The 23,254-nt window shown below is 68.7% G+C and carries 19 protein-coding genes; 16 read left to right on the top strand and 3 right to left on the bottom strand.

The features are described 5' to 3' along the window. Positions 1 to 29: 29 nt before the first annotated feature. Both ACFQ0E_RS11595 and ACFQ0E_RS11590 read right to left on the bottom strand, forming a co-directional pair. Positions 30 to 1,292 carry a DUF819 family protein gene (locus ACFQ0E_RS11595; RefSeq protein ID WP_386823802.1) on the bottom strand — a complete coding sequence of 421 codons (1,263 nt, stop codon included), beginning with the start codon at positions 1,290 to 1,292 and terminating at the stop codon, positions 30 to 32. A 152-nt stretch (positions 1,293 to 1,444) separates the two neighbouring features. Further along, on the bottom strand, positions 1,445 to 3,532 hold the full coding sequence (locus ACFQ0E_RS11590; protein WP_386823800.1) for a S9 family peptidase: 2,088 nt from the start codon (positions 3,530 to 3,532) through the stop codon (positions 1,445 to 1,447). 143 nt (positions 3,533 to 3,675) lie between these two features. On the opposite strand from ACFQ0E_RS11590, the gene ACFQ0E_RS11585 reads away from it, so the two are divergent. The 15 genes from ACFQ0E_RS11585 (at position 3,676) to ACFQ0E_RS11515 (ending at position 18,994) form a co-directional block, all read left to right on the top strand. After that, entirely contained in the window at positions 3,676 to 5,265 is a 1,590-nt protein-coding gene (locus ACFQ0E_RS11585; RefSeq protein ID WP_386823798.1) for a peptide MFS transporter, read from the top strand. A gap of 79 nt (positions 5,266 to 5,344) precedes the next feature. Beyond that, positions 5,345 to 5,581, top strand: coding sequence for a hypothetical protein (locus tag ACFQ0E_RS11580; RefSeq protein WP_386823796.1), 237 nt, complete (start codon positions 5,345 to 5,347; stop codon positions 5,579 to 5,581). Between the two features lie 33 nt (positions 5,582 to 5,614). Then, positions 5,615 to 6,595 (top strand): cation diffusion facilitator family transporter, encoded by a 981-nt coding sequence (locus tag ACFQ0E_RS11575; protein ID WP_386823794.1) that lies wholly within the window; start codon positions 5,615 to 5,617, stop codon positions 6,593 to 6,595. 144 nt (positions 6,596 to 6,739) lie between these two features. Then, positions 6,740 to 7,297 carry a ribosome recycling factor gene (gene frr / locus ACFQ0E_RS11570; protein WP_386823792.1) on the top strand — a complete coding sequence of 186 codons (558 nt, stop codon included), beginning with the start codon at positions 6,740 to 6,742 and terminating at the stop codon, positions 7,295 to 7,297. Positions 7,298 to 7,310: 13 nt separating this feature from the next. Further along, a complete protein-coding gene (uppS, locus tag ACFQ0E_RS11565; protein ID WP_386823790.1) occupies positions 7,311 to 8,105 on the top strand; it encodes a polyprenyl diphosphate synthase in 795 nt (264 codons plus the stop codon). Beyond that, complete coding sequence (locus ACFQ0E_RS11560) at positions 8,102 to 8,938, top strand: phosphatidate cytidylyltransferase (protein WP_386823788.1); 837 nt, start codon at positions 8,102 to 8,104, stop codon at positions 8,936 to 8,938. Before uppS ends, ACFQ0E_RS11560 begins: the two co-directional genes overlap by 4 nt. A gap of 79 nt (positions 8,939 to 9,017) precedes the next feature. After that, positions 9,018 to 10,190: a 1-deoxy-D-xylulose-5-phosphate reductoisomerase gene (locus tag ACFQ0E_RS11555; protein ID WP_386823786.1), complete on the top strand. Its 1,173-nt coding sequence runs from the start codon at positions 9,018 to 9,020 to the stop codon at positions 10,188 to 10,190. Further along, the gene (gene rseP, locus ACFQ0E_RS11550) at positions 10,187 to 11,545 is read left to right on the top strand and encodes an RIP metalloprotease RseP (protein WP_386823784.1); all 1,359 of its coding nucleotides are present in this window, start codon (positions 10,187 to 10,189) and stop codon (positions 11,543 to 11,545) included. The genes ACFQ0E_RS11555 and rseP overlap by 4 nt, the downstream gene beginning before the upstream one ends. Positions 11,546 to 11,703: 158 nt before the next feature. Beyond that, on the top strand, positions 11,704 to 14,160 hold the full coding sequence (gene bamA, locus ACFQ0E_RS11545) for an outer membrane protein assembly factor BamA (protein WP_386823782.1): 2,457 nt from the start codon (positions 11,704 to 11,706) through the stop codon (positions 14,158 to 14,160). A 34-nt stretch (positions 14,161 to 14,194) separates the two neighbouring features. Further along, positions 14,195 to 15,214, top strand: coding sequence for a UDP-3-O-(3-hydroxymyristoyl)glucosamine N-acyltransferase (gene lpxD / locus ACFQ0E_RS11540; RefSeq protein ID WP_386823780.1), 1,020 nt, complete (start codon positions 14,195 to 14,197; stop codon positions 15,212 to 15,214). Beyond that, positions 15,211 to 15,699, top strand: coding sequence for a 3-hydroxyacyl-ACP dehydratase FabZ (gene fabZ / locus ACFQ0E_RS11535; RefSeq protein WP_386823778.1), 489 nt, complete (start codon positions 15,211 to 15,213; stop codon positions 15,697 to 15,699). Before lpxD ends, fabZ begins: the two co-directional genes overlap by 4 nt. Then, positions 15,696 to 16,487: an acyl-ACP--UDP-N-acetylglucosamine O-acyltransferase gene (lpxA, locus tag ACFQ0E_RS11530; protein WP_386823776.1), complete on the top strand. Its 792-nt coding sequence runs from the start codon at positions 15,696 to 15,698 to the stop codon at positions 16,485 to 16,487. The genes fabZ and lpxA overlap by 4 nt, the downstream gene beginning before the upstream one ends. 69 nt (positions 16,488 to 16,556) lie before the next feature. Beyond that, complete coding sequence (gene lpxB, locus ACFQ0E_RS11525) at positions 16,557 to 17,771, top strand: lipid-A-disaccharide synthase (protein ID WP_386823775.1); 1,215 nt, start codon at positions 16,557 to 16,559, stop codon at positions 17,769 to 17,771. A 43-nt stretch (positions 17,772 to 17,814) separates the two neighbouring features. Further along, on the top strand, positions 17,815 to 18,447 hold the full coding sequence (rnhB, locus tag ACFQ0E_RS11520; RefSeq protein ID WP_386824126.1) for a ribonuclease HII: 633 nt from the start codon (positions 17,815 to 17,817) through the stop codon (positions 18,445 to 18,447). A 184-nt stretch (positions 18,448 to 18,631) separates the two neighbouring features. After that, positions 18,632 to 18,994 (top strand): hypothetical protein, encoded by a 363-nt coding sequence (locus ACFQ0E_RS11515; protein ID WP_386823773.1) that lies wholly within the window; start codon positions 18,632 to 18,634, stop codon positions 18,992 to 18,994. Between the two features lie 34 nt (positions 18,995 to 19,028). Here the strand turns inward: ACFQ0E_RS11515 and ACFQ0E_RS11510 are convergent, their stop codons facing one another. Then, the gene (locus ACFQ0E_RS11510; RefSeq protein ID WP_386823771.1) at positions 19,029 to 19,463 is read right to left on the bottom strand and encodes a hypothetical protein; all 435 of its coding nucleotides are present in this window, start codon (positions 19,461 to 19,463) and stop codon (positions 19,029 to 19,031) included. A 130-nt stretch (positions 19,464 to 19,593) separates the two neighbouring features. Here ACFQ0E_RS11510 and dnaE point away from each other — a divergent pair, with 130 nt between their 5' ends. Next, positions 19,594 to 23,154, top strand: a complete 3,561-nt coding sequence (gene dnaE, locus ACFQ0E_RS11505; protein ID WP_386823770.1) for a DNA polymerase III subunit alpha — start codon at positions 19,594 to 19,596, stop codon at positions 23,152 to 23,154. Positions 23,155 to 23,254: the final 100 nt, after the last annotated feature.

Raw genomic sequence — 23,254 nt, 5'->3', positions numbered from 1 at the left:
TGTCGCCGCCACAGCGTGGATACGACGATCTAGGCGCCCGCCAGGGATTTCAGGATCAGGCCCATCGCGTACGCCAGCGCGGTCCCCGTTGCATAGCCGAGCGTGCCCAGCAGTGCGCCCACCGGCGCGAGCGCCGGATGGAAGGCCGAGGCCACCACCGGTGCGGAGGCCGGGCCGCCGATGTTGCTCTGCGAGCCGATCGCGAAATAGAACAGCGGTACACGCAACAGACGCGCCATGCCCCACAGCAGCAGGATGTGGCAGACGATCCACACGAAACCGAGCAGCAGCAGGTGCGGGCGGTCGAACAGCGACAGGATGTCCATCTGCATGCCGATCGCGGCGATCAGGAAGTACAGGAGCAACGTGCCCAACGTGGAAGCTCCCGCACCTTCGAGGCGGCGGGCACCGGTGAAGCTCAAACCGATGCCGGCGAAGGTCGAGATCGCGATCACCCAGACGAAAGGTTCGTGCAGGCTCACCTTCGAGGCCCAGGCGACATTGGCGCCAAACCACTGCGACGCAGGCGACGCGATGGCATGGGCCAGGCCGACCACGCCGAAGGCGATGCCGACAATCAGCATCTGGTCGGTCAGCGTGGGGATGCGCTCGTGCTGGGCCTTGTAGGCGGCGATGCGCTCCTTCAGTTCGTCGATGGCGGTGGTGTCGGCGCCGTAGCGCGCATCGATGCGCGCGGCGCGCTGGGCGACGAAGATGAGCGTGGCCATCCACGCGTAGCCGACCGCCACGTCGACCACGGCGAACTGGCCGAAGGTGGTGGCGTCGACGTCGAAGATTTCCTTCATCGCCATCATGTTCGCGCCGCCGCCGATCCAGCTGCCGGCGAGCGCGGCCATGCCGGCCCAGGTATCGCCGCCCATGCCCTCGGGGAACACCGCGCGCAACGCCACGAAGGCGACGATGCCACCGAGCATGACGGTGATCGACGCGGTGGCGTACATGGCCAGCAGCTTCGGGCCGAGGCGCAGGATGGCGCGCAGGTCGACCGAGAGCGTCAGCAACACCAGCGCCGCGGGCAGCAGCACGCGGCTGGCGACCGGGTTGTAGATCTTGCTGGCGCCACCGTCGATCAGGCCGATGGTGTTGTAGATGCCAGGGATGAAGTAGCACAGCAGCAGCGGCGGCACGATCGCGTAGAAGCGCTTGAGCGGCCCCTGCTCGCGCGATGCGGTCCAGAAGATCGCGCCCAGGGTGGCGGCGATCAGGCCGAAGACGACGATGTCGTTGTCGATGATCGGCGGCGAGGCATCGGATGCTGCGGGTGCGGCCATGGGCGGTCGACTCGGATGTGGAACGGCCCCGGATCATGCCCGAGCCGGAGCCGGCGCGCACCTGCCGAGGACGCGGGCAGCGCCGATCCAACGAAAAGGCCCCGGCATCGACCGGGGCCTTTTCCTTCATGCTGAACGACGTGCCTCGGCGATCACTTGCCGGTGTGCTTGTCCAGCCAGGCCTTCACGGTGTCATGCCAGTGGATGCTGTTCTGCGGCTTGAGCACCCAGTGGTTCTCGTTCGGGAAGTACAGCAGCTGCGAGTCGATGCCCTTGCGCTGCAGCGCGGTGAACGTGGACAGGCTCTGGTCGATCGGCACGCGGAAGTCGTTCTGGCCGGCGACCACCAGCATCGGCACCTTCCACTTGTGGATGTGGCGCGCCGGGTTGAAGCGCTCGTAGTTCTCGGGCTTGTCGTGCACGGTGCCGCCGAATTCCCATTCGGTGAACCACAGCTCTTCGGTGACCAGGCCCATCGAGCGGGTGTCGAACACGCCGTTGTGGTTCACCAGGCACTTGAACGGCGAATTGCCCTGGGCGTCGAACCAGTTGCCGGCGATCCAGTTGACCATGTAGCCACCGTAGCTCGCGCCCAGCGCGCAGGTGCGGTCGCCATCGAGGAACGGATACTTCTTCAACGCCGCCGCCCAGCCCTTCTGCAGGTCTTCCAGCGGGCGGTCGCCCCAGTGGCCGCTGATCGAATCGGTGAACTTCTGGCCGTAGCCGGTGGAGCCATGGAAATCGATCATCACCACGGCATAGCCGGCACCGGCGTAGGTCTGCGCGTTCCAGCGATAGCTCCAGCCGTCGCTGAAGCTGCCCTGCGGGCCGCCGTGGATCAGGAACGCGACCGGATAGGTCTTGCCTTCCTCGTAGTTCCACGGCTTCACGACGTAGCCGTAGACGGTCTCGTCGTTCCAGCCGATGAAGCTGAACTGCTCGTAGTCGCCGAAGCGCACGTCGGGCAGCAATTCACCTGCGTTCGGCGTGATCTTGCGCAGCGGCGTCTTGCCGTCGGCGCTGGTGGTGTGGATGACGTCGCCGGTCTTCATCGAATTGACCGACAGCGCCAGCGTGTTGCCGGCCAGCTGGAACGCCGACACCGAGCCGTCCTTGTGGATCGAGGTCACTTCACCGTTGGCGATCGACACCGAGAACAGCGGGTGGCGACCGAGTTCCTGCGCGGTGGTGTAGATCGACTTGCCATCGGCCGAGAGCGTGATGCCGTCCGCGGACGCATCCCACTTCGACGCGATCTCGCGGGTCTTGCCGCTGGCCAGGTCCATCGACATCAGCGCGAAGCGGTCGGCCTCGAAGCCCGGGCGCTTCATCGCGCGGTAATACAGGGTCTTGCCGTCCTTCGCGAACACCGGGCCGGTGTCCCAGGCCGGGTTCGCGGCGGTGAGGTTCTTCGCGGTGCCGCTGCCATCGGCCGCGACCAGATACAGATCGAAGTTGGTGCTGGTCGGCTCCGTGCGGTCGGACTTGCGCGCCGAGAGCACGAGCTGCTTCCCGTCCGGCGACCATGCCACTTCGCTCATGTCGCCGAAGGGCTTGGAGGGTACGTCGCCGATCACGTCGGCACCGACCAGGGTGCCGGTCTTCGCCGTGCCTTCGGCCGGCAGCGAGGCCACGACGACACGGTTGAGGCGACCGTCCATCCAGGTGTCCCAATGCCGCACGAAAATCTTGTCGTACAGCACGCCGGTGCTCTTGCGCGCGGCCTGGGCGTCGACGCGCTTCTTCGAGCAGTCGAGGTCACCCTTGCACTCGGCGAACAGCTCCACGGCCAGCGCCACGCGCTTGCCGTCCGGCGAGAGCAGGAAGCCGCCGACGTCGGTCGGGAGATCGGTCAGCTGCTTCGGCTCGCCGCCGGCGACGGGCATCGCGTACAGCTGCTGGCTACCGGACTTCGCGCTGAGGAAGTACACGGACTTGCCGTCCGGCGAGAACGCCGGCGAATTGACGTTCCAGCCCTCCGGCGTCAGGCGCTTCGGCGGCGCCATGTCGCGCGTCACCAGATTGCGGATCCACAGCCCGGTGCTGCTCTTGTTGGCGTCGAGGTCGACCGTGCGCTTGGCGAACACCAGCACGCGGCCGTCGGGCGAGAGCGTGGGCGACGAGAAGCGGTCCATGCCGGCCAGGTCGCGGCCTTCGAGGCCACGGGCGGCGTCGGCAGCAACGGGGAAACACAGGCAGGCGGCCAGGGCCAGGCACAGCGGGGAGCGGATCGGGGACATGGGCTTTCCGATGGGGCAGCGTGGGAAAACCGCGATGTTAGGCCGATCGGCCGCCCCCGGGATAGCCCGCCCACCATGCATACCTTGCCGTCCGGGCGTCCGGGGCTGGCATACTCCGCCGGTCACATCACCCGGAACCCGCCGTGTCCAACACCGCTCCCGCCGCGTCCGCACAGGACGAACTCTTCGGCCATCCCAAGGGCCTCTACGTCTGCTTCATGACCGAGATGTGGGAGCGCTTCGCCTTCTACGGCATGAAGGCGCTGCTGTTGCTGTACCTGGTCAAGCACCACCTGTTCGCCCAGGCCGACGGCACGCTGCTGCTGGGCACCTACGCCGGCCTGGCCTATGCCCTGCCCCTGCTCGGCGGCCTGCTCGCCGACCGTTACCTGGGCATGCGCAAGGCCGTGCTGTTCGGCGGCATCCTGCTGGTGCTCGGCCAGCTCGGCATGGCGTACACCGGCAGCGCGGCCACCGGCACCACGCCCGACAACGCGGTGCGCGACGGCTTCGCGATCCAGGTCATGTACTTCTCGCTGGCGCTGATCGGCGTCGGCGTCGGCTTCCTCAAGCCGAACATCTCGACGATCGTCGGCCGCCTCTATTCCGCCGACGATCCGCGCCGCGATTCGGGCTTCACCATCTTCTACATGGGCATCAACGTCGGCGCGTTCCTGTCCTCGCTGATCGTCGCCTGGATCGGCGAGAAGATCGGCTGGGGCTACGGCTTCGCGCTGGCCGGCGTGATGATGGCGCTGGGCCTGATCCAGTTCGTCATCGGCCAGAAGCACCTGCACAACCACGCCGAACCGGCCGATCCGGTGATGCTGAAGACGGCAGCGTTCGCAGGACTGTCGCGCGAATGGCTGATCTACCTGGGCGCGCTGGTGCTCACCGTGGTGGTCTGGCAGGTCCTGCAGACCCGCATCGATTTCGGCCCGCTCACGGCATTGATGGGCGGACACCAGGTGACCCTGACCGAAGTGGTCGCGGTCGTGATGGGCGCCGCGCTGTACGTGTGGTTCGTGAAGCTGATGTTCTCGGGCCTGTCGCGCAGCGAAAAGGGCGGGATGATCATGCTGATGGTGCTCATCACCGTCAGCGCGCTGTTCTGGGGCCTGTACGAGCAGACCTATGGCCCGTGGGTGCTGATGGCCGAGATCGGCATGGATCGCACCACCTTCGGCATCGAATGGACGGCGGGCCAGACCACGGCCATCGGTGCACTGTGCGTCATCCTCTTCAGCTTCCCCTTCGCCTGGCTGTGGCCGAAGCTGGACAAGACCGGCCTCAACCCGAGCTATCCGGCGAAGTTCGCCTGGGGTTTGGTGTTCTGCGGCCTGTCGTTCGGCATCCTCGCCTTCGCCGCCGCGAACCCGGGCGAAAGCGGCAAGACCAGCCTGTGGTGGATGATCTTGGCGTACGCCGTGCTGGTGATGGGCGAAATGGTGCTGTCGCCGGTGGGCCTCTCGGCGGTGACGCGACTGTCCATCCCGCGCGCAGTCGGCCTGATGATGGGCGCGTGGTTCCTGTTCTCCGCCTTCGGCGAGATCATCGCCGGCCGCCTCGGCACCTGGGCCGCGATCGAACCGGATGCCGCCGGCAAGTACGACGTGGCGGCCGCGCTCGCGCTGTATGCGAACGTCTTCACCAACATGATGTGGATCGGTCTGGCCGCCGGTGCTCTGCTGTTCCTGGCCACGCCGCTGCTCAAGCGCCTGACGCGCGAGTGATGCGCTGATGGGCGGCGGGAGCAACGGGGATGATGGCCATCGTGCGCGGGTCACCAGGCGCATCGCCTGGTGGCTCGGCGTGGCCCCGTCCGTGTGCAGCGCCCTGGCCGGCACCGCGCTGGTCCTGCTGCCGGGCCTGTACGCCCTGCCGCAGCGAGACCGGCCCTACGGCTGGCTGACCGACCGGCTCGCGGCCGGCGGCGGCTGGCTGCTCCTGGGCGCGGCGGCGCTGTTCGCGCTGCTGGCGATCGCGCTGTTCGTGCATGCCCGCCGCGTCGCGACGGGCGGACAGGCAAGCGGAGAAGCGGGCGGATAGTGTCCGCAGCGCCCTGCGGCGCAGAATGCCGGCATGCCTGCGCACGACCATCACACACCGCACGACCACGCCGGCCATGCCCATGGGCACGGACACAGCCACGGCTTCGCCACCGGCACCCGCGCGTTCGCGATCGCGACCCTGATCAACCTCGCCTACACCGTGCTGGAAGCCGGTTACGGCTTCTGGACCGATTCGCTGGCCCTGCTGTCCGACGCCCTGCACAACTTCGGCGACGTGCTGGGCCTGTCGATGGCCTGGGCGGCGGCCTCGATGGCCCGCCGCGCGCCGACCGAACGCCACACCTACGGCTGGCGACGCGCCACCCTCCTTTCGCCGCTCGGCAATGCCCTGCTGCTGGTCGGCTTCAGCGGTGCGCTGGGGTGGGAAGCCGTGCGCCGGTTCTCGTCGCCGCCGGAGATTCCACCGATGCCGATCATCGTGGTCGCCTCGATCGGCATCGCGATCAACCTCGGCGCGGCCTGGCTGATGCGCGATGGCCATGGCGGCCACAGCCACAGCCACGACCTCAACCGGCGAGGCGCCTTCCTGCACCTGATCGGCGACGCCGCCGTATCGCTCGCGGCGGTGCTGGCGGGACTCGGCATGCTCTGGTTCGACTGGCGCTGGCTGGACCCGGCAACGGCCCTGCTGGTGGCGGTGGTGGTGGCGGTCACCGCCACGCGCCTGCTCCGGGATGCCTTCGAGGCCGCGATGGACGCCGTGCCGCGCCATGTCGACCAGAGCGCGGTCCACGCCTGGCTCGCGGACCAGCCGGGCGTCCACGCGGTCCACCACCTGCACATCTGGTCGCTGGGCGCGGGCGAGATCGCGCTGACCGCGCACCTCGTGCGCCCGGCGACGGACGACCACGACGCCTTCCTCGACACCGTGGTCCACGGCCTGGACGAGAAGTTCGGCATCAACCACCCGACCCTGCAGATCGAACACGGCCGGGCCTGCGAGCACGACCGCCACGACCGCGCGCCGCACGGCATGGTGCCGCGCGACTGACCGCCGGGCGGACGCGCGGCCACCGCCGCGGCCATGCCCGGAGGGCCCGGCCCGCCGCTTCGCATATAATCGACGACCTTGGCCCTCCGGCCGCCCCGCGCGCGGGGCGCCGTCGCCCCACCATTCGAGACAGGACCCACCGGCATGCTCAACGACATCAAGAAAGACGCCCAGGCGCGCATGGCCAAAAGCATCGACGCGCTGCGCCACACCCTCACCAAGGTTCGCACCGGCCGCGCCTCGCCTTCGCTGGTCGAGCACCTGAAGGTCAACTACTACGGTTCGGACATGCCGCTGTCGCAGGTCGCCAGCATCGCCGTCGCCGATGCGCGCTCGCTCACCATCACCCCGTGGGAGAAGCAGATGGTCGCGGCGGTCGAGAAGGCCATCTACGCCTCCGACCTGGGCCTGACCCCGAACACCGCCGGCACCGTCATCCGCATCAACCTGCCGCCGCTCACCGAGGAGCGCCGCAAGGAACTGTCCAAGCACGTCCACGGCGAAGGCGAGGACACCAAGGTCGCGATCCGCAACATCCGCCGCGACGCCAACCAGCAGATCAAGGAACTGCTGAAGGAAAAGAAGATCACCGAGGACGAGGAGCGCCGCAGCGAGGAAGAGATCCAGAAGCTGACGGACAAGGCGATCAAGGACGTCGACGAGGTGGTCAAGGCCAAGGAACAGGAACTGATGGCCGTCTGAGGCCCGTTCCGGCATGCCTTCGCCACAATCCGCCGCACCGCATCCCGGGGTCCCGCGCCACCTCGCCGTCATCATGGACGGCAACGGTCGCTGGGCCGAGCGGCGCCGTCGACCGCGCCTGATCGGCCATCGCGCCGGCGCGCGCGCGGTCAACGTCTGCATCGACGTGTGCCTGGCGCGCGGCGTCGAGGCGCTGACCCTCTTCGCCTTTTCCAGCGAGAACTGGGGCCGGCCCGAGGAGGAAGTCGGCGGCCTCATGAAGCTGTTCCTCGCCGCGCTGGAGCGCGAGGTCGATGAACTGCATCGTCGCGGCGTGCGCCTGCGCTTCATCGGCGATCGCGACCGCTTCCAGCCCGACATCCTCGCGCGCATGCGCGACGCCGAGGCGCGCACCGCCGGCAACACCTCCCTGCACCTGACCATCGCCGCCAGCTACGGCGGCCGCCAGGACATCGCCCACGCCACGCGTGCGCTGGCGGTCGAGGTCGCCGAAGGCCGCCTGCGTCCCGAGCAGATCGACGAAGCGGCGGTCGCCCGCCACATGGCGCTGGCCGACCTGCCGCCGCCCGACCTGTTCATCCGCACCGGCGGCGACCACCGCATCAGCAATTTCCTGCTCTGGCAGCTGGCCTACACCGAGCTGTGGTTCACCGAGACGCTGTGGCCGGACCTCGATGCCACGCTGCTCGACGCCGCCTTCGCCGACTTCGCCAACCGCGAGCGCCGCTTCGGCCTCACCGGTGCCCAGATCCGTTCGGCCCAGGCCGGCACCGACGCTTCCCCTTCCGCCGACAGGATCGACGCATGACCAAGACGCGCACGCTGGCCGCCCTGGTCATGGCCCCGCTGGCGATCACCGCCGTCCTGCTGCTGCCCACTCCTTGGATGGCGGCGGTCAGCGCGGCGGCCTTCCTGATCGCACTGTGGGAATGGCTGAAGCTGACCGACATCGAAGACCCCATCGCACGCGGTGTGCTGATGGTGGTGAACCTGATGCTGATGGTCGCCCTGGTCTGGGCTTCGCGCTCGGAGACCGGCGGGTCACTGGTGCTGTTCCAGATCATGACCATGATCGGCGTCGGCTGGTGGTGCCTGGCCACGCTGTGGCTGCGGTTCTACGACTTCGGCTCCGACCACGCCCGCCATGGCCGCGTGTTCAAGCTCGCCGCCGCCACGCTCAGCATCATCCCTGCCTGGTGCGCCCTGGCGCTGATCCATGCCAGCCAGCCGCACGGCAACCGCTGGCTGCTGCTGGCCCTGGCCATCGTCTGGGCGGCCGACAGCGGCGCCTACTTCGTCGGCCGCAAGTTCGGTCGGACCAAGCTCAGCCCGCGCATCAGCCCGAACAAGACCGTCGAGGGCCTGATCGGCGGCGCGGTGGCGGGCATGATCGTCGCCGTCGCCGCGGCACCGCTGGCCGGCGCGAGCGTGGGCCAGCTGCCGGCGATCGCAGTGGTAGCGCTGTGGACCATCCTGTTCTCGGTGGTGGGCGATCTGTTCGAGAGCCTGCTCAAGCGCCACGTCGGCGTGAAGGATTCCAGCAACCTCATTCCCGGCCACGGCGGCGTGCTCGACCGCGTGGACAGCGTGCTCGCCGCGCTGCCGGTGTTCGCGCTGGGCAAATTGTTGTTCGATTTCTGAACCTGGCGCCCGTGATGCGGTCGATCCCTGCCATGCGCAAGCTGTCCCCTTCCCGTCGCCCGGTCTGCGGAGCGTTCCGATGAGGCGCGTCGCCGTCTTCGGCGCCACTGGCTCCATCGGCACCTCGGCGCTGGACGTGATCGCGCGCCACCCCGACCGCCTCCGAGCGGACGTGCTGGTCGCCGGCCGCAACGTCGACGCGCTCGTCGACCTGTGCCGCAGCCACCGTCCGGCCCATGCCGCCGTCGCCGAGGAGTCCGCCTACGCCGCCCTGCGCGACGGCCTGCGCGCGGTCGGCCTGGACACCCGGGCGCACGCCGGCATGGCCGCGATCGACGCGCTCGCCGCCGATGCCGGCACCGATACCGTGGTCGCCGCGATCGTCGGCGCTGCCGGGCTGTCGTCCACGCTCGCCGCCGCCCGCGCCGGCAAGCGCCTGCTGCTGGCCAACAAGGAGTCGCTGGTCCTCGCCGGCGACCTGCTGATGCGCACGGTGCGCGAGCATGGCGCCGACATCGTGCCGATCGACAGCGAGCACAACGCGATCTTCCAGTGCCTGCCGGATTCGCATGCCCGCGCCGGCCTCACGCGCATCCAGCTCACGGCGTCGGGCGGCCCGTTCCGTGGCCGTTCACGGGCCGAACTGGCCGGCGTCACGCCCGCGCAGGCCGTGGCGCACCCGAAGTGGTCGATGGGGCCGAAGATCTCGGTCGACTCCGCCACGCTGATGAACAAGGGCCTCGAAGTGATCGAGGCGCACCACCTGTTCGATCTGTCCAGCGACCGCATCGGCGTGCTCGTGCATCCGCAGAGCCTGGTGCATTCTTTGGTGGAATTCGTCGACGGTTCGACGCTCGCGCAACTCGGCCTGCCCGACATGCGCACCGCGCTGGCGGTCGGTTTCGCCTGGCCCGAGCGCATCGTCTCCGGCGTCGCCGGTCTCGACCTGCTCGCGCAGGGTCGGCTCGATTTCGAGGCGCCGGATCTCGACGCCTTCCCCTGCCTGCGCCTGGCCTACGCCGCACTGGATGCCGGCGGCTGCGCCACCGCCGTGCTCAACGCCGCCAACGAAGAGGCGGTTTCAGCCTTTCTTCAGGGCCGCATCGCTTTCCTGTCCATCCCCGCACTGGTCGAAGACGCCCTGCAACGCATGTCCCACGCTGCGGCCGATTCGCTCGATGCCCTGCTCGACGCCGACGCGGCCACGCGCGCCGCCGTGCGCGAAGCGATCTCCCGCGAGGCCACGCCATGACCGAATTCCTCGCATCCGCCTGGTGGCTGATCGTCGCCCTCGGCATCCTCGTCACCTTCCACGAACTCGGCCACTACCTCGCCGCCCGCTGGTGCGGTGTGAAGGTGCTCCGCTTCTCGGTGGGCTTCGGCAAACCGATCTGGATGCGCACCGACCGCCACGGCACCGAATGGGCGGTCGCGCCGATCCCGCTCGGCGGCTACGTCCGCATGCTCGGCGAACACGAACTGGCCGACCGCGTCGGCGAGGTCACCGAGGCCGAACGCAGCCAGGCCCACGGCAGCAAGACCGTCGGCCAGCGCATGCTGATCGCCGTCGCTGGTCCGCTGGCCAACTTCGTCCTCTGCATCGCCCTGCTCTGGCTGATGTTCGTCATCGGTCGCCCGGACTACGCGCCGACGCTCGGCCAGGTCGGCGGCGTGGCCGCGCAGGCCGGCCTGCGCCCCGGCGACACCCTGGTCTCGGTCGGCGACCGCCTGACCCCGACCTGGACCGAGGCCAGCATGGCCCTCGTCACGTCGGCCCTGGACCGCGCCCCGACGCCGGTGGTCGTGCGCAGTGCCGATGGCGCCGAAAGCACGCGCCGGATGGACTTCTCGCGCCTGCCTGCCGGCGGCGACCTGCAGGCCACCCTCGGCCAGATCGGGATCGTGCCGCGCCATCAGGACATCCCTCCGCCGGTCGTCGGCGAAGTGCCGGCCGAAGGCGCCAGCCACGGCACGATCCAGCCCGGCGACCGGATCCTGTCGATCGACGGCACGCCGATCGGCAACTGGGCCGACATCGCGCCGCTGGTCGCGAAGGCGGGGCCCACGGGCGGCGCGCGGATCGAGATCGAGCGCGAGGGTCGGCGCAGTTTCGTCACCGTCGCGCCGCGCAAGGACCCCGCACCGCCGGGCCATTGGCGGCTGGGCGTGACCCCGGCGGAACCGCGCAAGGACGTGGTCCTGCGCTACGGCCCGCTGCAGGCCGTGCCCGCCGCGCTGCGCGAGACGAAATTCCAGACCGGCGAGCTGTTCGCCATGATCCAGCGCGCCTTCAGCGGCCGGATGGAAGCGAAGGACACGGTCTCCGGCCCGATCGGCATCGCCAGGGCCGCCAACGCCTACGCCCGGAACGGCCTGGCCTGGTACCTCAGTCTGCTCGCCCTGCTCAGCCTGAGCCTGGCCGTCCTCAACCTGCTTCCCGTCCCGGTCTTGGACGGGGGGCAGCTGCTGTATTACCTTATCGAGTTGGTCAAAGGCAGTCCGTTAAGCGAACGTGCGATGGCCGCCGGGCAGTATGTCGGGCTGGCGCTGATCCTGGGGCTCATGGGCCTCGCGTTCTACAACGACCTGCAGGGGCTGATCCGATGACCCGGATGTCGCCCGTGCCCGGCCGCGACCTTCCGATCGGCGACCGCCCGTCGGGACACGCGGCCGAAACCGGCGACTGACGCCCGCCAAGGCGATGCTCGACGCTCCACCGTTCCACCCGAACCACCCGCCCCAAGCCCCTCCTTCGGACGTACTAGATGACGCGCACGCCCACCCGCCGCCTGCTGGCCATTGCCCTCGCCACGAGCCTGGCTTCGTTCCACACCCCGCCCTCGCTCGCACAGGCCGCGTCCTCGGCGTCGTCCTCGTCGTTCACCGTCTCGGACATCCGCGTCGACGGCCTGCAGCGCATCGGCGCCGGCACCGTCTTCACGTACCTGCCGATCGAACGCGGCGACCAGATCGATTCCGGCCGCATCGGCGAAGCGATGCGCGCCCTGTACAAGACCGGGTTCTTCGAGGACATCCGCTTCGACCGCGAAGGCGACATCCTCGTCGTGACCGTGACCGAACGCCCGGCGATCAACACGCTGACGATCACCGGCAACAAGGACCTCAAGACCGAGGACCTGACCCGCAACCTCAAGGAAATCGGCATCGCCGAGGGCGAGACCTTCGACCGCCTCGCCCTGGACCGCGTGACGCTGGAACTCAACCGCGCCTACAACAACCGCGGCAAGTACAACGTCGAGATCACCCCGAAGATCGCGCGTCTCGACCGCAACCGCGTCGACCTGACCATCGCCATCGACGAAGGCAAGGCCGCGCGGATCCGCCACATCAACCTGCTCGGCAACGAGACCTTCGAAGAGAAGGAACTGCGCAAGTCCTGGGAATCGGACGAGACGAACTGGCTGAGCTGGTATCGCCGCGACGACCAGTATTCGCGCGAAAAGCTCACCGGCGACCTCGAACGCCTGCGCAACTTCTACCTCGACCGCGGCTACGTGGACTTCGCCGAGACCGGCACCCAGGTCTCGATCAGCCCGGACAAGCGCGACATGTACATCAGCCTCGGCATCACCGAAGGCGAGGTGTACACGATCTCCGACGTGAAGATCACCGGCGACACCGTGCTGTCGAAGGAACAGATCGACTTCTACCAGCTGGTGCGTCCCGGCCAGACCTTCTCGCGCTCGCTGCTCGAACTGACCTCCGACTCGATCACCGCTGCGCTGGGCAACGTCGGCTACGCGTTCGCCGAGGTCAAGCCGATCCCGGAACTCGACCGCGAGAAGCGCACCGTCGCCCTGACCCTGCAGGTCATCCCGGGTCCGCGCGTGACCGTGCGCCGCATCGTCTTCAAGGGCAATACCCGCACCTCCAACGAAGTCATGCGCCGTGAAATGCGCCAGTTCGAGGGCGCGTGGTACTCGCAGGCCGCGATCGACCGCTCCAAGGTCCGCCTGCAGCGCCTGGGCTTCTTCGAGAGCGGCTCGGTGCAGGTCGAGTCCGAACCGGTCGCCGGCACCAACGACCAGGTCGACGTGGTCGTCACCGTCAAGGAAACCACCTCGGGCAGCTTCACCTTCGGCCTGGGCTATTCGCAGCTGTCGGGCCTGAACACCACGATCCAGCTGTCGCAGAACAACTTCCTCGGCACCGGCAACCAGGTCAGCGTGGAAGTGCAGCGCAGCAGCTACCTGCAGCGCTACTCGTTCTCGTTCCTCAACCCGTACTTCACCGACTCGGGCATGTCGCTGGGCTACAACCTCTGGTGGCGCGAGTTCGACAACTCCGACTTCAACACCGCCCAGTACTCGACGACCAGCGCCGCGGCGCAGACCGTGCTGGGCGTGCCGATCACCGAGAACGACAGCGTCTCGCTCGTGTTCGGCGTCGACCGCAACGAGATCTTCACCTTCCCGACCGCGTCGCCGGTCAGCGTCAACCGCTACATCGACGCCGTCGGCCAGCGCACGTTCCACGCCTGGCGCGCGGAGCTGGGCTGGGCGCGCGACACGCTCAACGACTTCTTCACCCCGACGCGCGGCACCAAGCAGCGCCTCTCGGCGGAAATCACCCTGCCCGGCTCGACCGCCGAGTACTACAAGATCAACTACGAGTTCTCGAAGTACTGGCCGATCAACCGCGCCCTGGTGCTGAACACGCGCTTCCAGCTCGGCTACGGCGACAGCTACGGCTCGGACAAGGTGCAGCTGATCTGCGAAGCGCGCGGCAACCGTCCGCCGCGTCCGACCAAGCAGTACTCCGACGCGGACTGCGGCCCGAACGCTTCGCTCAACGACGTGCTGATCGCCAGCGGCCTGCCGTTCTTCGAGAATTTCTACGCCGGCGGCGTGCGCTCGGTGCGCGGCTTCCGCGACAACACCCTCGGCCCGGTCGACTTCTCGCTCGGCAGCCCGGTCCGCCAGCCCATCGGCGGCGCGCTGAAGACCGTCGGTTCGCTGGAAATGTTCTTCCCCTCGCTGCTCGACAGCCCGGCCGCCCGCGTCTCGGCGTTCCTGGACTTCGGCAACGTCTTCAAGGACATCGACAGCTTCGACGCCGGCGAGCTGCGCGCGTCGGCGGGCGTGGCCCTGCTGTGGCGCGCGCCGGTCGGCCCGATCTCGATCAGCTACGCCTTCCCGCTGCGCAGCGAGGAAACCGACGAACTGGAACGCCTGCAGTTCACCTTCGGCGGCGCGTTCTGATCGCGGCGCTCTGATCCTCCGGACGGAGCGTCCCGTGTCCGCCACTCATTCCGCATCCGACCTCGCCGCGCGGTTCGACCTCGAACTGCGCGGCGACCCCGCCTGGCGCATCGAAGGCGTCGCCACACTCGCCCGCGCGGGCGCGCACCAGCTTGCCTTCCTCGCCAATCCCCGCTACCGCAACCAGCTCGCCGCGACCGGCGCCGGGCTGGTGGTCATGCGCGCGGAGGACGCGGAAGGCTTCTCCGGCAACGCGCTGATCGCGAAGGATCCCTACGCGGCGTTCGCGAAGATGTCCGCGCTGTTCGACGTCCGCCCGGCCGTCGTGCCCGGCGTGCATGCGATGGCGGTCGTCGATCCCTCGGCCGAGGTCTCGCCCGAAGCCAGCATCGGTCCCTTCGTCAGCATCGGGCCCCGGACACGCGTCGACGCCGGCGCGATGATCGGCCCGGGCTGCGTGATCGGCGAGGACTGCGTCGTCGGCGCAGGCTGCGAGCTGGTCGCGAACGTCAGCCTGGTGCGCCGCGTCCGCCTGGGCAAGCGGGTGCTGATCCATCCCGGCGCCGTGCTCGGCGCGGACGGTTTCGGCCTGGCGATGGACCACGGACGCTGGCTCAAGGTGCCGCAACTTGGCGGCGTGGTCGTCGGCGATGACTGCGAGATCGGCGCGAACACGACGATCGACCGCGGCGCGCTGGACGACACCGTGCTGGAAGAGGACGTGCGCCTCGACAACCAGATCCAGATCGGCCACAACGTCCGCATCGGCGCGCACAGCGCGATGGCAGGCTGCTCGGCCGTCGCCGGCAGCGCCACGATCGGCCGCTACTGCCTGATCGGCGGCGGCGCGGGTATCCTTGGTCATCTGGATGTCTGCGACCGGGTGGTGGTCACCGCCATGAGCCTGGTCACCAGTTCGATCCGCGAACCGGGCGAATACTCGTCCGGAACGCCGCTCATGGACAACCGCAGCTGGCGCAAGAGCGCCGCCCGTTTCAAACAGCTCGACGCGCTGGCCCGCCAGGCCGCAGCGCGCAACAAGGAACCCCAATGACATCGACCGAGCCCTGCCAGGCGATCTCGCTGCCCATCGGCGCGAACGAAATCAAGAAGCTGCTGCCGCACCGCTACCCCTTCCTGCTGGTCGACCGCGTCGTCGCGTTCGAGCCGGGCCAGAGCATCCATGCCTACAAGAACGTCTCGGGCAACGAGGAGTTCTTCGAGGGCCACTTCCCGTCGCAGCCGGTCATGCCCGGCGTGCTGGTGATCGAAGCCCTGGCGCAGGCCGGCGGCGTGCTCTACCAGCTGACCACCCGCCTCAGCGGCGACGGCCCCTGCGAAGACAAGCTGTTCTACCTGGTCAAGGTCGACAACGCGCGCTTCAGCCGGATGATCGTGCCGGGCGACCGCGTCGACCTGCATGTCTCGCTCAAGCGCCGCATCCGCAACATGGCGCTGTACGAAGGCATCGCCAGCGTCGAGGGCAAGGAAGCGGCGCGCGCCGAGATCCTCTGCGCGGAAAGCCAGAACCAGGCATGACCATGGGCGCCGTCAGCATCAGCCCGCTCGCCAGCATCCATCCGGACGCCCGGATCGGCGCGAATGTCGAGATCGGACCGTTCACGGTGATCGGCGCGGAGGTGGAGATCGGCGACGGCACGCGGATCGGTCCGCACTGCAGCATCCTTGGCCCGACCCGCATCGGCCGCGACAACCGCATCCACGGCCATGCTGCGATCGGCGGCGATCCGCAGGACAAGAAGTTCGCCGGCGAGCGCACCGAACTGGTGATCGGCGACGGCAACATGATCCGCGAGTTCGTCACCATCAACCGCGGCACCGGCAGCGGCGGCGGCATCACCCGCATCGGCGACCGCAACTGGTTCCTGGCCTACGTCCACGTCGCGCACGACTGCATCGTCGGCGACGACTGCGTGTTCTCGAACAACGCCACGCTGGCCGGCCACGTCGAGGTGGGCAATCACGTCATCCTCAGCGGCTTCGCCGGCGTGCACCAGTTCTGCCGGATCGGCGCCCACGCCTTCATCGGCATGGGCGCGTTCGTCAACGGCGACGTACCGCCTTACCTGATGGTAGCGCAGGAAGACTACGGTCGGCCGCGCGGCATCAACAGCGAAGGCCTCAAGCGCCGCGGTTTCGACGCCGAGCGCGTCGCCGCGATCAAACGCGCCTACCGCGCGCTCTACATGTCCGGCGCGAACCTCACCGACGCCAAGGCCCAGCTCGCCGAACTGGCCAGCGGCAGCGACGACGTGCGCGCGTTCCTGGACTTCATCGAGCGCGGCGAGCGCCCGCTGCTGCGCTGAACCCGGCACCGGCATGGCGAAGCCGCCATCGCCGGCGCACAATGACGGCGTTCCCCTGGTGCACCGGCCGTGACCTCATCCGACTCCCGAACCCAGCCCTCCGGCCACCTGCGCATCGCGCTCGTCGCCGGTGAAGCCTCCGGCGACGTGCTCGGCGCCGGCCTCATCGCAGAACTGCGCGCGCGTTTCCCGCAGGCCGAATTCGCGGGCGTGGGCGGCCCGGCGATGCGCGCGGCCGGTCTGGAGGCCTGGCACGACAGCCAGGAACTCGCGGTCATGGGCCTCGTCGAAGTACTGAAGCACCTGCCCCGCCTGCTGAAGCTGCGCGCGAACCTGCGCAAGCGCCTGCTTGCCTGGCGGCCCGACGTGTTCATCGGCATCGACGCACCGGACTTCAACCTCGGCGTCGAACAGTGGCTCAAGCAACGCGGCGTGCGCACCGTGCATTACGTCAGCCCGTCGGTCTGGGCCTGGCGCGAGGGCCGCGCCGCGAAGATCGGGCGCAGCGCCGACCGCGTGCTCTGCCTGTTCCCGATGGAACCGCCGATCTACGCGAAGCACGGCGTCGACGCGCGCTTCGTCGGCCATCCGCTGGCCGATGCGATCCCGATGCAGCCCGATCGCCTCGCGTCGCGGCATGCCCTGGTGATCCCGGACGACACGCCGGTCCTCGCGATGCTGCCCGGCAGCCGCCTGGGCGAGATCGAGAAGATGCTGCCGCTTTTCCTGCAGGCGGGCGGACTCGTCGCGCGGTCCATCCCGGCACTGCAGATCCTGCTGCCGGCCGCGAACGCCGAGTGCGACGCCGCGATCCGTGCGCAGCTGGCCTCGCAGCCGGATCTCGCCGCGCGCGTGCGCGTGCTCGATGGCGACGCGCAGCGCGCGATGATCGCCAGCGACGCGGTGCTGCTGGCTTCGGGCACCGCCGCGCTGGAAGGCATGCTGTGCAAGCGGCCGATGGTCGTGGGCCACCGTATCTCGCCCACCACCTACCGCATCGTCACGTTCTTCAAGCTGCTCAAGACCCGCTACGTCAGCCTGCCGAACGTGCTGGCCGACGCGCCGCTGGTGCCCGAGCTGCTGCAGGACGACTGCACGCCGGAGAAACTCGCCGCCGCCTGCCTGCGCTGGCTCGGCCAGCCCGCCGCCGTTGACGCGCTGCTCCCGCATTTCACGGACATCCACACGCAGCTGCGCCGCGACGCCTCGGCACGCGCGGCGGAAGCCGTGGCCGAGCTGCTGGGCGTCCCGCGGCGCGACCTGGGCTACGTCCGGGCGGTCTGACGTGGCGCGACGTCGATCCGGCGCCCCCACTGGCGCGGCAGGGCTGTTCGATGGCGAGGCGCACGCGGCTTCCGGTCATGCATCGCGATCACTCGTCGCAGGCGTCGACGAAGCGGGACGCGGGCCGCTGGCCGGGCCGGTGACCGTTGCTGCGGTCATCCTCGATCCCACGCGCCCGATCGACGGGCTGAACGATTCCAAGAAGCTCAGCGAAGCGCGTCGCGAAGCGCTGTATCCGCGGATCATCGAATGCGCGCTGGCATGGCGCATCGAATTCGTCGACGCCGGGGAGATCGACCGCCTCAACATCCTGCAGGCCACGCTGACCGGCATGCAGCGCGCGCTCGAAGCGCTGACGCCTGCAGCGACCTTCGCGCGGATCGACGGCAACCGGCTGCCGACATCGCTGCCCTGCCCGGCCGAGGCCCTGGTCGGCGGAGACGCCATCGAACCGGCGATCATGGCCGCGTCGATCCTCGCGAAGGTCGCGCGCGACAGGCGCATGCTCGAACTGCATGCGCGCTGGCCGCAGTACGGATTCGACCGCCACAAGGGCTATCCCAGCCCGGTCCATCTGGACGCGCTCAGGATGCATGGCCCCTGCCCCGAACATCGACGCAGCTATACACCGGTGCGCGAGGCGCTGGCCCTGCACGCCGGCGGCGTCGCAGACTGACCGGCGGCGCCATCGGCCACCACGAATGGCGCGATGCGCCGCACGCGCTGCGACGGCGTGCCGATACCATGCCCCCTGCGATCCATGCGGAAGCGGATGCACCGGGCCGCATCCCGCCGGGAGGCAGGACTCCACCGCAGTCGCGCACTGGCCCGCTCGCAATGGAACTCATATGGAGATGAACATGCAGAACGCTTTCACCCGCTCGCCCCTGCTGTCCGCCGCGCTGCTGGCGGGACTGTCCGCCGCCGCACTGGTCGCACCGGCCCCGGCGCAGGCCGCAACGCCGACCATCAGCACCTTCGCCTGCCCGCTCGACAACGGCGGCGGTCGCTTCTACTGCTTCGTCGTCTTCAACTCGGACAGCCCGGCGACGGTCGCGTGGTCGGGTCGCGGCATGACCATCAACGAAACCGGCCGCAGCGATTTCTACGGCTACTGCAGCATCGGTTCCCAGCACACGCAGACGGTGACGATCACCAATGCCTCGGGCAGCGTCACGCGCACGGTGACCTTCCTGTGCCGCGGCGGCCCGATCATCCTCTGATCGCCCTGCTCTGGCACGGGCTCGGGCATCCGGATCAGACCGGTCCGGATGCCTTCTTGAAATTGCCGATGGTCAGGTGCAACGGATGCTTCGGCTCGCGCGGCAGGCCGAGGCGCTCGCGATAGTCCAGCGCATCGTCGCAGCGCACCGGGTAGAAGACGTACTCGCCGACTGCCTGCGGCGTCCAGTCGATCTCGAACGCCATCGGCGCGCCTTCGCGGTCCTTCCAGGCCGACAGCTCCGTCGGCACCTCGCCGAGCACCACCGAGACGTGCGGGCCCCACAGCGGATCGCTGAGCTGGGTCGTGCGCCGCGCGTCCAGGTGATGCAGGTGGCGCAGGTAGCGGCCGAGTTCCGGGTCGCAGGCCAGGATCAGCCACCAGTCCGTGGTACTGCCGTCGCGACGCACCCGCCCACCGCGCGGATCGAGCGGAGGCGAAAAGCGGCAGGTGCCGGTGAACCGGGGCATCGCGGGCCGTGCGGGCAGGAAAGGCCTGGGGTCGAGGGGAGCGATTCCGCGACACCCGGACGCATCCGTCAAGCCTTGCCCGAATGCCCCTGCGGACCTAACCTGCACGGCTGGTACCGCTGGTCCGCCGATGTCCTCCCGCTTCGCCCATCTCCACCTGCACAGCGAGTATTCGCTGGCCGATTCGACCATCCGCATCCCGGAACTGGTCCAGCGCTGCGTGGCGCAGGGCCAGCCGGCGGTGGCCATGACCGACCGCAACAACATGTTCGCGCTGGTCAAGTTCTACAAGGCCGCCGAAAGCGCGGGCATCAAGCCGATCGCCGGCGCGGACATCTACGTCGCCGAGGGCGACGAGACGCCCTGGCAGCTCACCCTGCTGTGCCGCGACAACAGCGGCTACCTCGCGCTGTCGCGCCTGCTCAGCCGGGCCTGGATGGAAGGCCAGCGCCACGACGGCGTGGTGGTGCGTCCGCAGTGGCTGGCCGAAGCCAACGAGGGCCTGTTCGCGCTCGCCGGGCGCCACAGCCATGCCGGCCAGCTCGCTGCCGGCAACCGCCACGATCTCGCCCTGCAGTGGCTGCGCGACTGGCAGCGGCATTTCGACGATCGCATCCACCTGGAACTCACACGCTGCGGTTTCGACGGCGAAGAGGCCTTCAATGCCTTCGCCCTGCATGCGTCGGCGGAACGCGGCATCCCGGTGATCGCCAGCAACGACGTGCGCTTCCTCGACGCCGACGGCTTCGAGGCGCACGAAGCGCGCGTGTGCATCGCCACCGGCCGCGTGCTCGACGATCCCAAGCGTCCACGCGAATACACCGCGCAGCAGTACCTCCGCGACACCGACGAGATGGTCGCGCTGTTCCCCGACGCGCCCGACGCGATCGACAACGCGATCGACCTCGCGAAGCGCTGCAACCTGGGGCTGTCGCTGGGCACGTACTACCTGCCCGCGTTCCCGGTTCCGGATGACCATACGCTCGACAGCTGGATCCGCAAGGAAGCGCACGACGGCCTCGACGCGCGCCTGGCGAAGTATCCGGTGGCGCCCGGCCACGACCGCGCCAGCTACGAATCGCGGCTCGACATCGAGCTGGACGTGATCGTGAAGATGGGCTTCCCCGGCTACTTCCTGATCGTTGCGGACTTCATCAACTGGGGCAAGCAGAACGGCATTCCCGTCGGCCCCGGCCGTGGTTCGGGCGCGGGCTCGCTGGTCGCCTGGGCACTGGGCATCACCGACCTGGATCCGCTGCCGTACGACCTGCTGTTCGAGCGCTTCCTGAACCCAGAACGCGTGTCGATGCCCGACTTCGACATCGACTTCTGCATGGACCGCCGCGACGAAGTCATCGACTACGTCGCGCGCAAGTACGGCCGCGACCGGGTCAGCCAGATCATCACCTACGGCACGATGTCGGCGAAGGCGGTGGTGCGCGACGCCGGGCGCGTGCTCGGCCTGCCCTACGGCTTCGTCGACAGCATCTCCAAGCTGATTCCGCTGCAGCCGGCCGATCCGCTGTCGCTGGAGGACGTGCTCGGCCGCAGTCCGCGCGCGCAGAAGGATCCGGACCGCGCGATCGGCGAGATCATCGAGCGCTACAACAGCGAGGACGAGGTCCGCGACCTCATCGACCTCGCGCTGCAGCTAGAAGACCTGACCCGCAACGCCGGCAAGCACGCCGGTGGCGTGGTGATCGCACCGAAGCCGCTGGCCGATTTCTGCCCGCTGTTCGCCGAACACGACGGCGCCGGCAAGGGCAGGAATCCGGTCACACAGTTCGACAAGGACGACGTCGAAGCCATCGGCCTGGTGAAGTTCGACTTCCTCGGCCTGCGCACGCTGACGATCATCGACTGGGCGGTGAAGGCGATCAACGTCCGCCGCGCCCGCGAAGGCCACGAACCGCTCGACATCGGCGCGCTGCCGCTCGACGACAAGCCGAGCTACGAACTGTTCGCGCGCGGCGACACCGTCGCGGTGTTCCAGTTCGAATCGCGCGGCATGCGCGAGCTGCTCAAGCGCGCCAAGCCCGACACCTTCGAAGACATCATCGCGCTCGCCGCGCTGTTCCGCCCCGGCCCGCTGGGCTCGGGAATGGATCGCGAATGGGTCGACCGCAAGCATGGCCGCACCGAGGTGACGTATCCGCACCCGGCGCTGGAGCCGGTGCTGAAGCCGACCTACGGCGTGATCGTGTACCAGGAACAGGTGATGCAGATCGCCCAGGTCCTGGCCGGCTACTCGCTGGGCGGCGCCGACCTGCTGCGCCGCGCGATGGGCAAGAAGAAGCCCGAGGAGATGGCGAAGGAACGCGCCAAGTTCGAGGCCGGCTCGGCCGAGCACGGCGTCGATCCGAAGGTCGCGACGCAGATCTTCGACCTGATGGAAAAGTTCGCGGAGTACGGCTTCAACAAGTCGCACTCGGCGGCCTACGCGCTGGTCGCCTACCAGACCGCATGGCTCAAGGTGCATTACCCCGCAGAATTCATGGCGGCGGTGATGTCCTCGGACATGGACAACACCGACAAGGTGGTCGGCTTCCTCGACGAGGCACGCGCGATCGGCCTGGACGTGAAGCCGCCGGACGTCAACGCGTCCGTCTACATGTTCGAGGCGACCGATCCGAAGACGATCCGCTACGGCCTGGGCGCGGTGAAGGGCGTCGGCCGCGGCGCCTGCGAATCGATCGCCGAGGAGCGCCTGGCCAATGGTCCGTACGCGGACCTGCTGGATTTCTGCAAACGCGTTGATTCCACCAAGCTCAACCGCCGCACGCTGGAAGCGCTGATCAGCGCCGGCGCGCTGGATGCGCTGGCGGTCAACCGCGCCTCGCTGCTGCTGCAGCTGCCGGAAGTGCTGAAGGCGACCGACCAGATCACGCGCAACCGCAACGCCGGCATGGTCGACATGTTCGGCAACAGCAGCGGTGCGCCGGACATCAGCATCGACCTGCCGACCTGCGACGAATGGCCGCTGTCGCAGCGTCTGAACGGCGAACGCGACACCCTCGGCCACTACCTCAGCGGCCATCCGCTGGACCCGTATCGCGAAGAGCTGTCGGCGCTGGTCGGCACTGACCTGGGCAAGCTCGATCAACTCTACGAAAGCGCCGCACCGCCTTCGCGGGGACGCGGCGGCGACGACAACGGCGGCGGCCGGCAATGGCGTTCCGAAGCCACCGTGATCGTCGCCGGCCTGGTCATCGGCATGCGCAAGCGCGGCGACTCGCAGGCGTTCGTGCAGATCGAGGACGGGCGCGGCCGGCTCGAATGCGCGTTCTTCGCCGAACCCTATTTCGAATACCAGCAACTGCTGACCCGCGATCGCATCCTCATCATCGAAGGCGGCCTGCGCGAGGACGAATTCAGCGGCGGCTTCGCGCTGCGCGCGAAACGCTGCTGGGACTACCGGCTGATCTGCGCGCAGCACGCGCAGCGGCTGTCGCTGCGCCTGGACCTGCGCGAAACCGGCCTGATGCAGAAGGTCGAAGCCCTGCTCGGCCAGCATCGCCCCGGGCACACGCCGCTGCGCTACGACCTGATCCTGCCGCAGGGCTGCGCCGGCCAGCTCGACCTCAACGGCACGCAGTCGGTACGCGTGGAAGCCGACCTGCCCAGCGCCCTGCGCAGCCTGCCCGGCGTGCGCACCGTGAAGGTCGCGATGTCCAGACCCTGGGCGGGTTGAGGCCCACGGGCAAAAAAATCCCCATAGATCTGCGGATGCGACGTGCGGCCCTCACCCCGTTCCACATACCCCGGGGTACGGCGGTTTGTCGTCCGCGTCG

It is taken from the genome of Lysobacter brunescens (genome assembly GCF_042677005.1).
Lineage (GTDB): Bacteria > Pseudomonadota > Gammaproteobacteria > Xanthomonadales > Xanthomonadaceae > Lysobacter_I > Lysobacter_I brunescens.
Note: the sequence above shows the minus strand (reverse complement) of the source record. Positions and strands in the feature narration are given on the sequence as shown.

Coding starts and splice junctions, on each gene's coding strand:
- ACFQ0E_RS11595 (WP_386823802.1), bottom strand. CDS start 1,292: ATGGCCGCACCCGCAGCATCCGATGCCTCGCCGCCGATCATCGACAAC.
- ACFQ0E_RS11590 (WP_386823800.1), bottom strand. CDS start 3,532: ATGTCCCCGATCCGCTCCCCGCTGTGCCTGGCCCTGGCCGCCTGCCTG.
- ACFQ0E_RS11575 (WP_386823794.1), top strand. CDS start 5,615: ATGCCTGCGCACGACCATCACACACCGCACGACCACGCCGGCCATGCC.
- frr (WP_386823792.1), top strand. CDS start 6,740: ATGCTCAACGACATCAAGAAAGACGCCCAGGCGCGCATGGCCAAAAGC.
- uppS (WP_386823790.1), top strand. CDS start 7,311: ATGCCTTCGCCACAATCCGCCGCACCGCATCCCGGGGTCCCGCGCCAC.
- ACFQ0E_RS11560 (WP_386823788.1), top strand. CDS start 8,102: ATGACCAAGACGCGCACGCTGGCCGCCCTGGTCATGGCCCCGCTGGCG.
- ACFQ0E_RS11555 (WP_386823786.1), top strand. CDS start 9,018: ATGAGGCGCGTCGCCGTCTTCGGCGCCACTGGCTCCATCGGCACCTCG.
- rseP (WP_386823784.1), top strand. CDS start 10,187: ATGACCGAATTCCTCGCATCCGCCTGGTGGCTGATCGTCGCCCTCGGC.
- bamA (WP_386823782.1), top strand. CDS start 11,704: ATGACGCGCACGCCCACCCGCCGCCTGCTGGCCATTGCCCTCGCCACG.
- fabZ (WP_386823778.1), top strand. CDS start 15,211: ATGACATCGACCGAGCCCTGCCAGGCGATCTCGCTGCCCATCGGCGCG.
- lpxA (WP_386823776.1), top strand. CDS start 15,696: ATGACCATGGGCGCCGTCAGCATCAGCCCGCTCGCCAGCATCCATCCG.
- ACFQ0E_RS11515 (WP_386823773.1), top strand. CDS start 18,632: ATGCAGAACGCTTTCACCCGCTCGCCCCTGCTGTCCGCCGCGCTGCTG.
- ACFQ0E_RS11510 (WP_386823771.1), bottom strand. CDS start 19,463: ATGCCCCGGTTCACCGGCACCTGCCGCTTTTCGCCTCCGCTCGATCCG.
- dnaE (WP_386823770.1), top strand. CDS start 19,594: ATGTCCTCCCGCTTCGCCCATCTCCACCTGCACAGCGAGTATTCGCTG.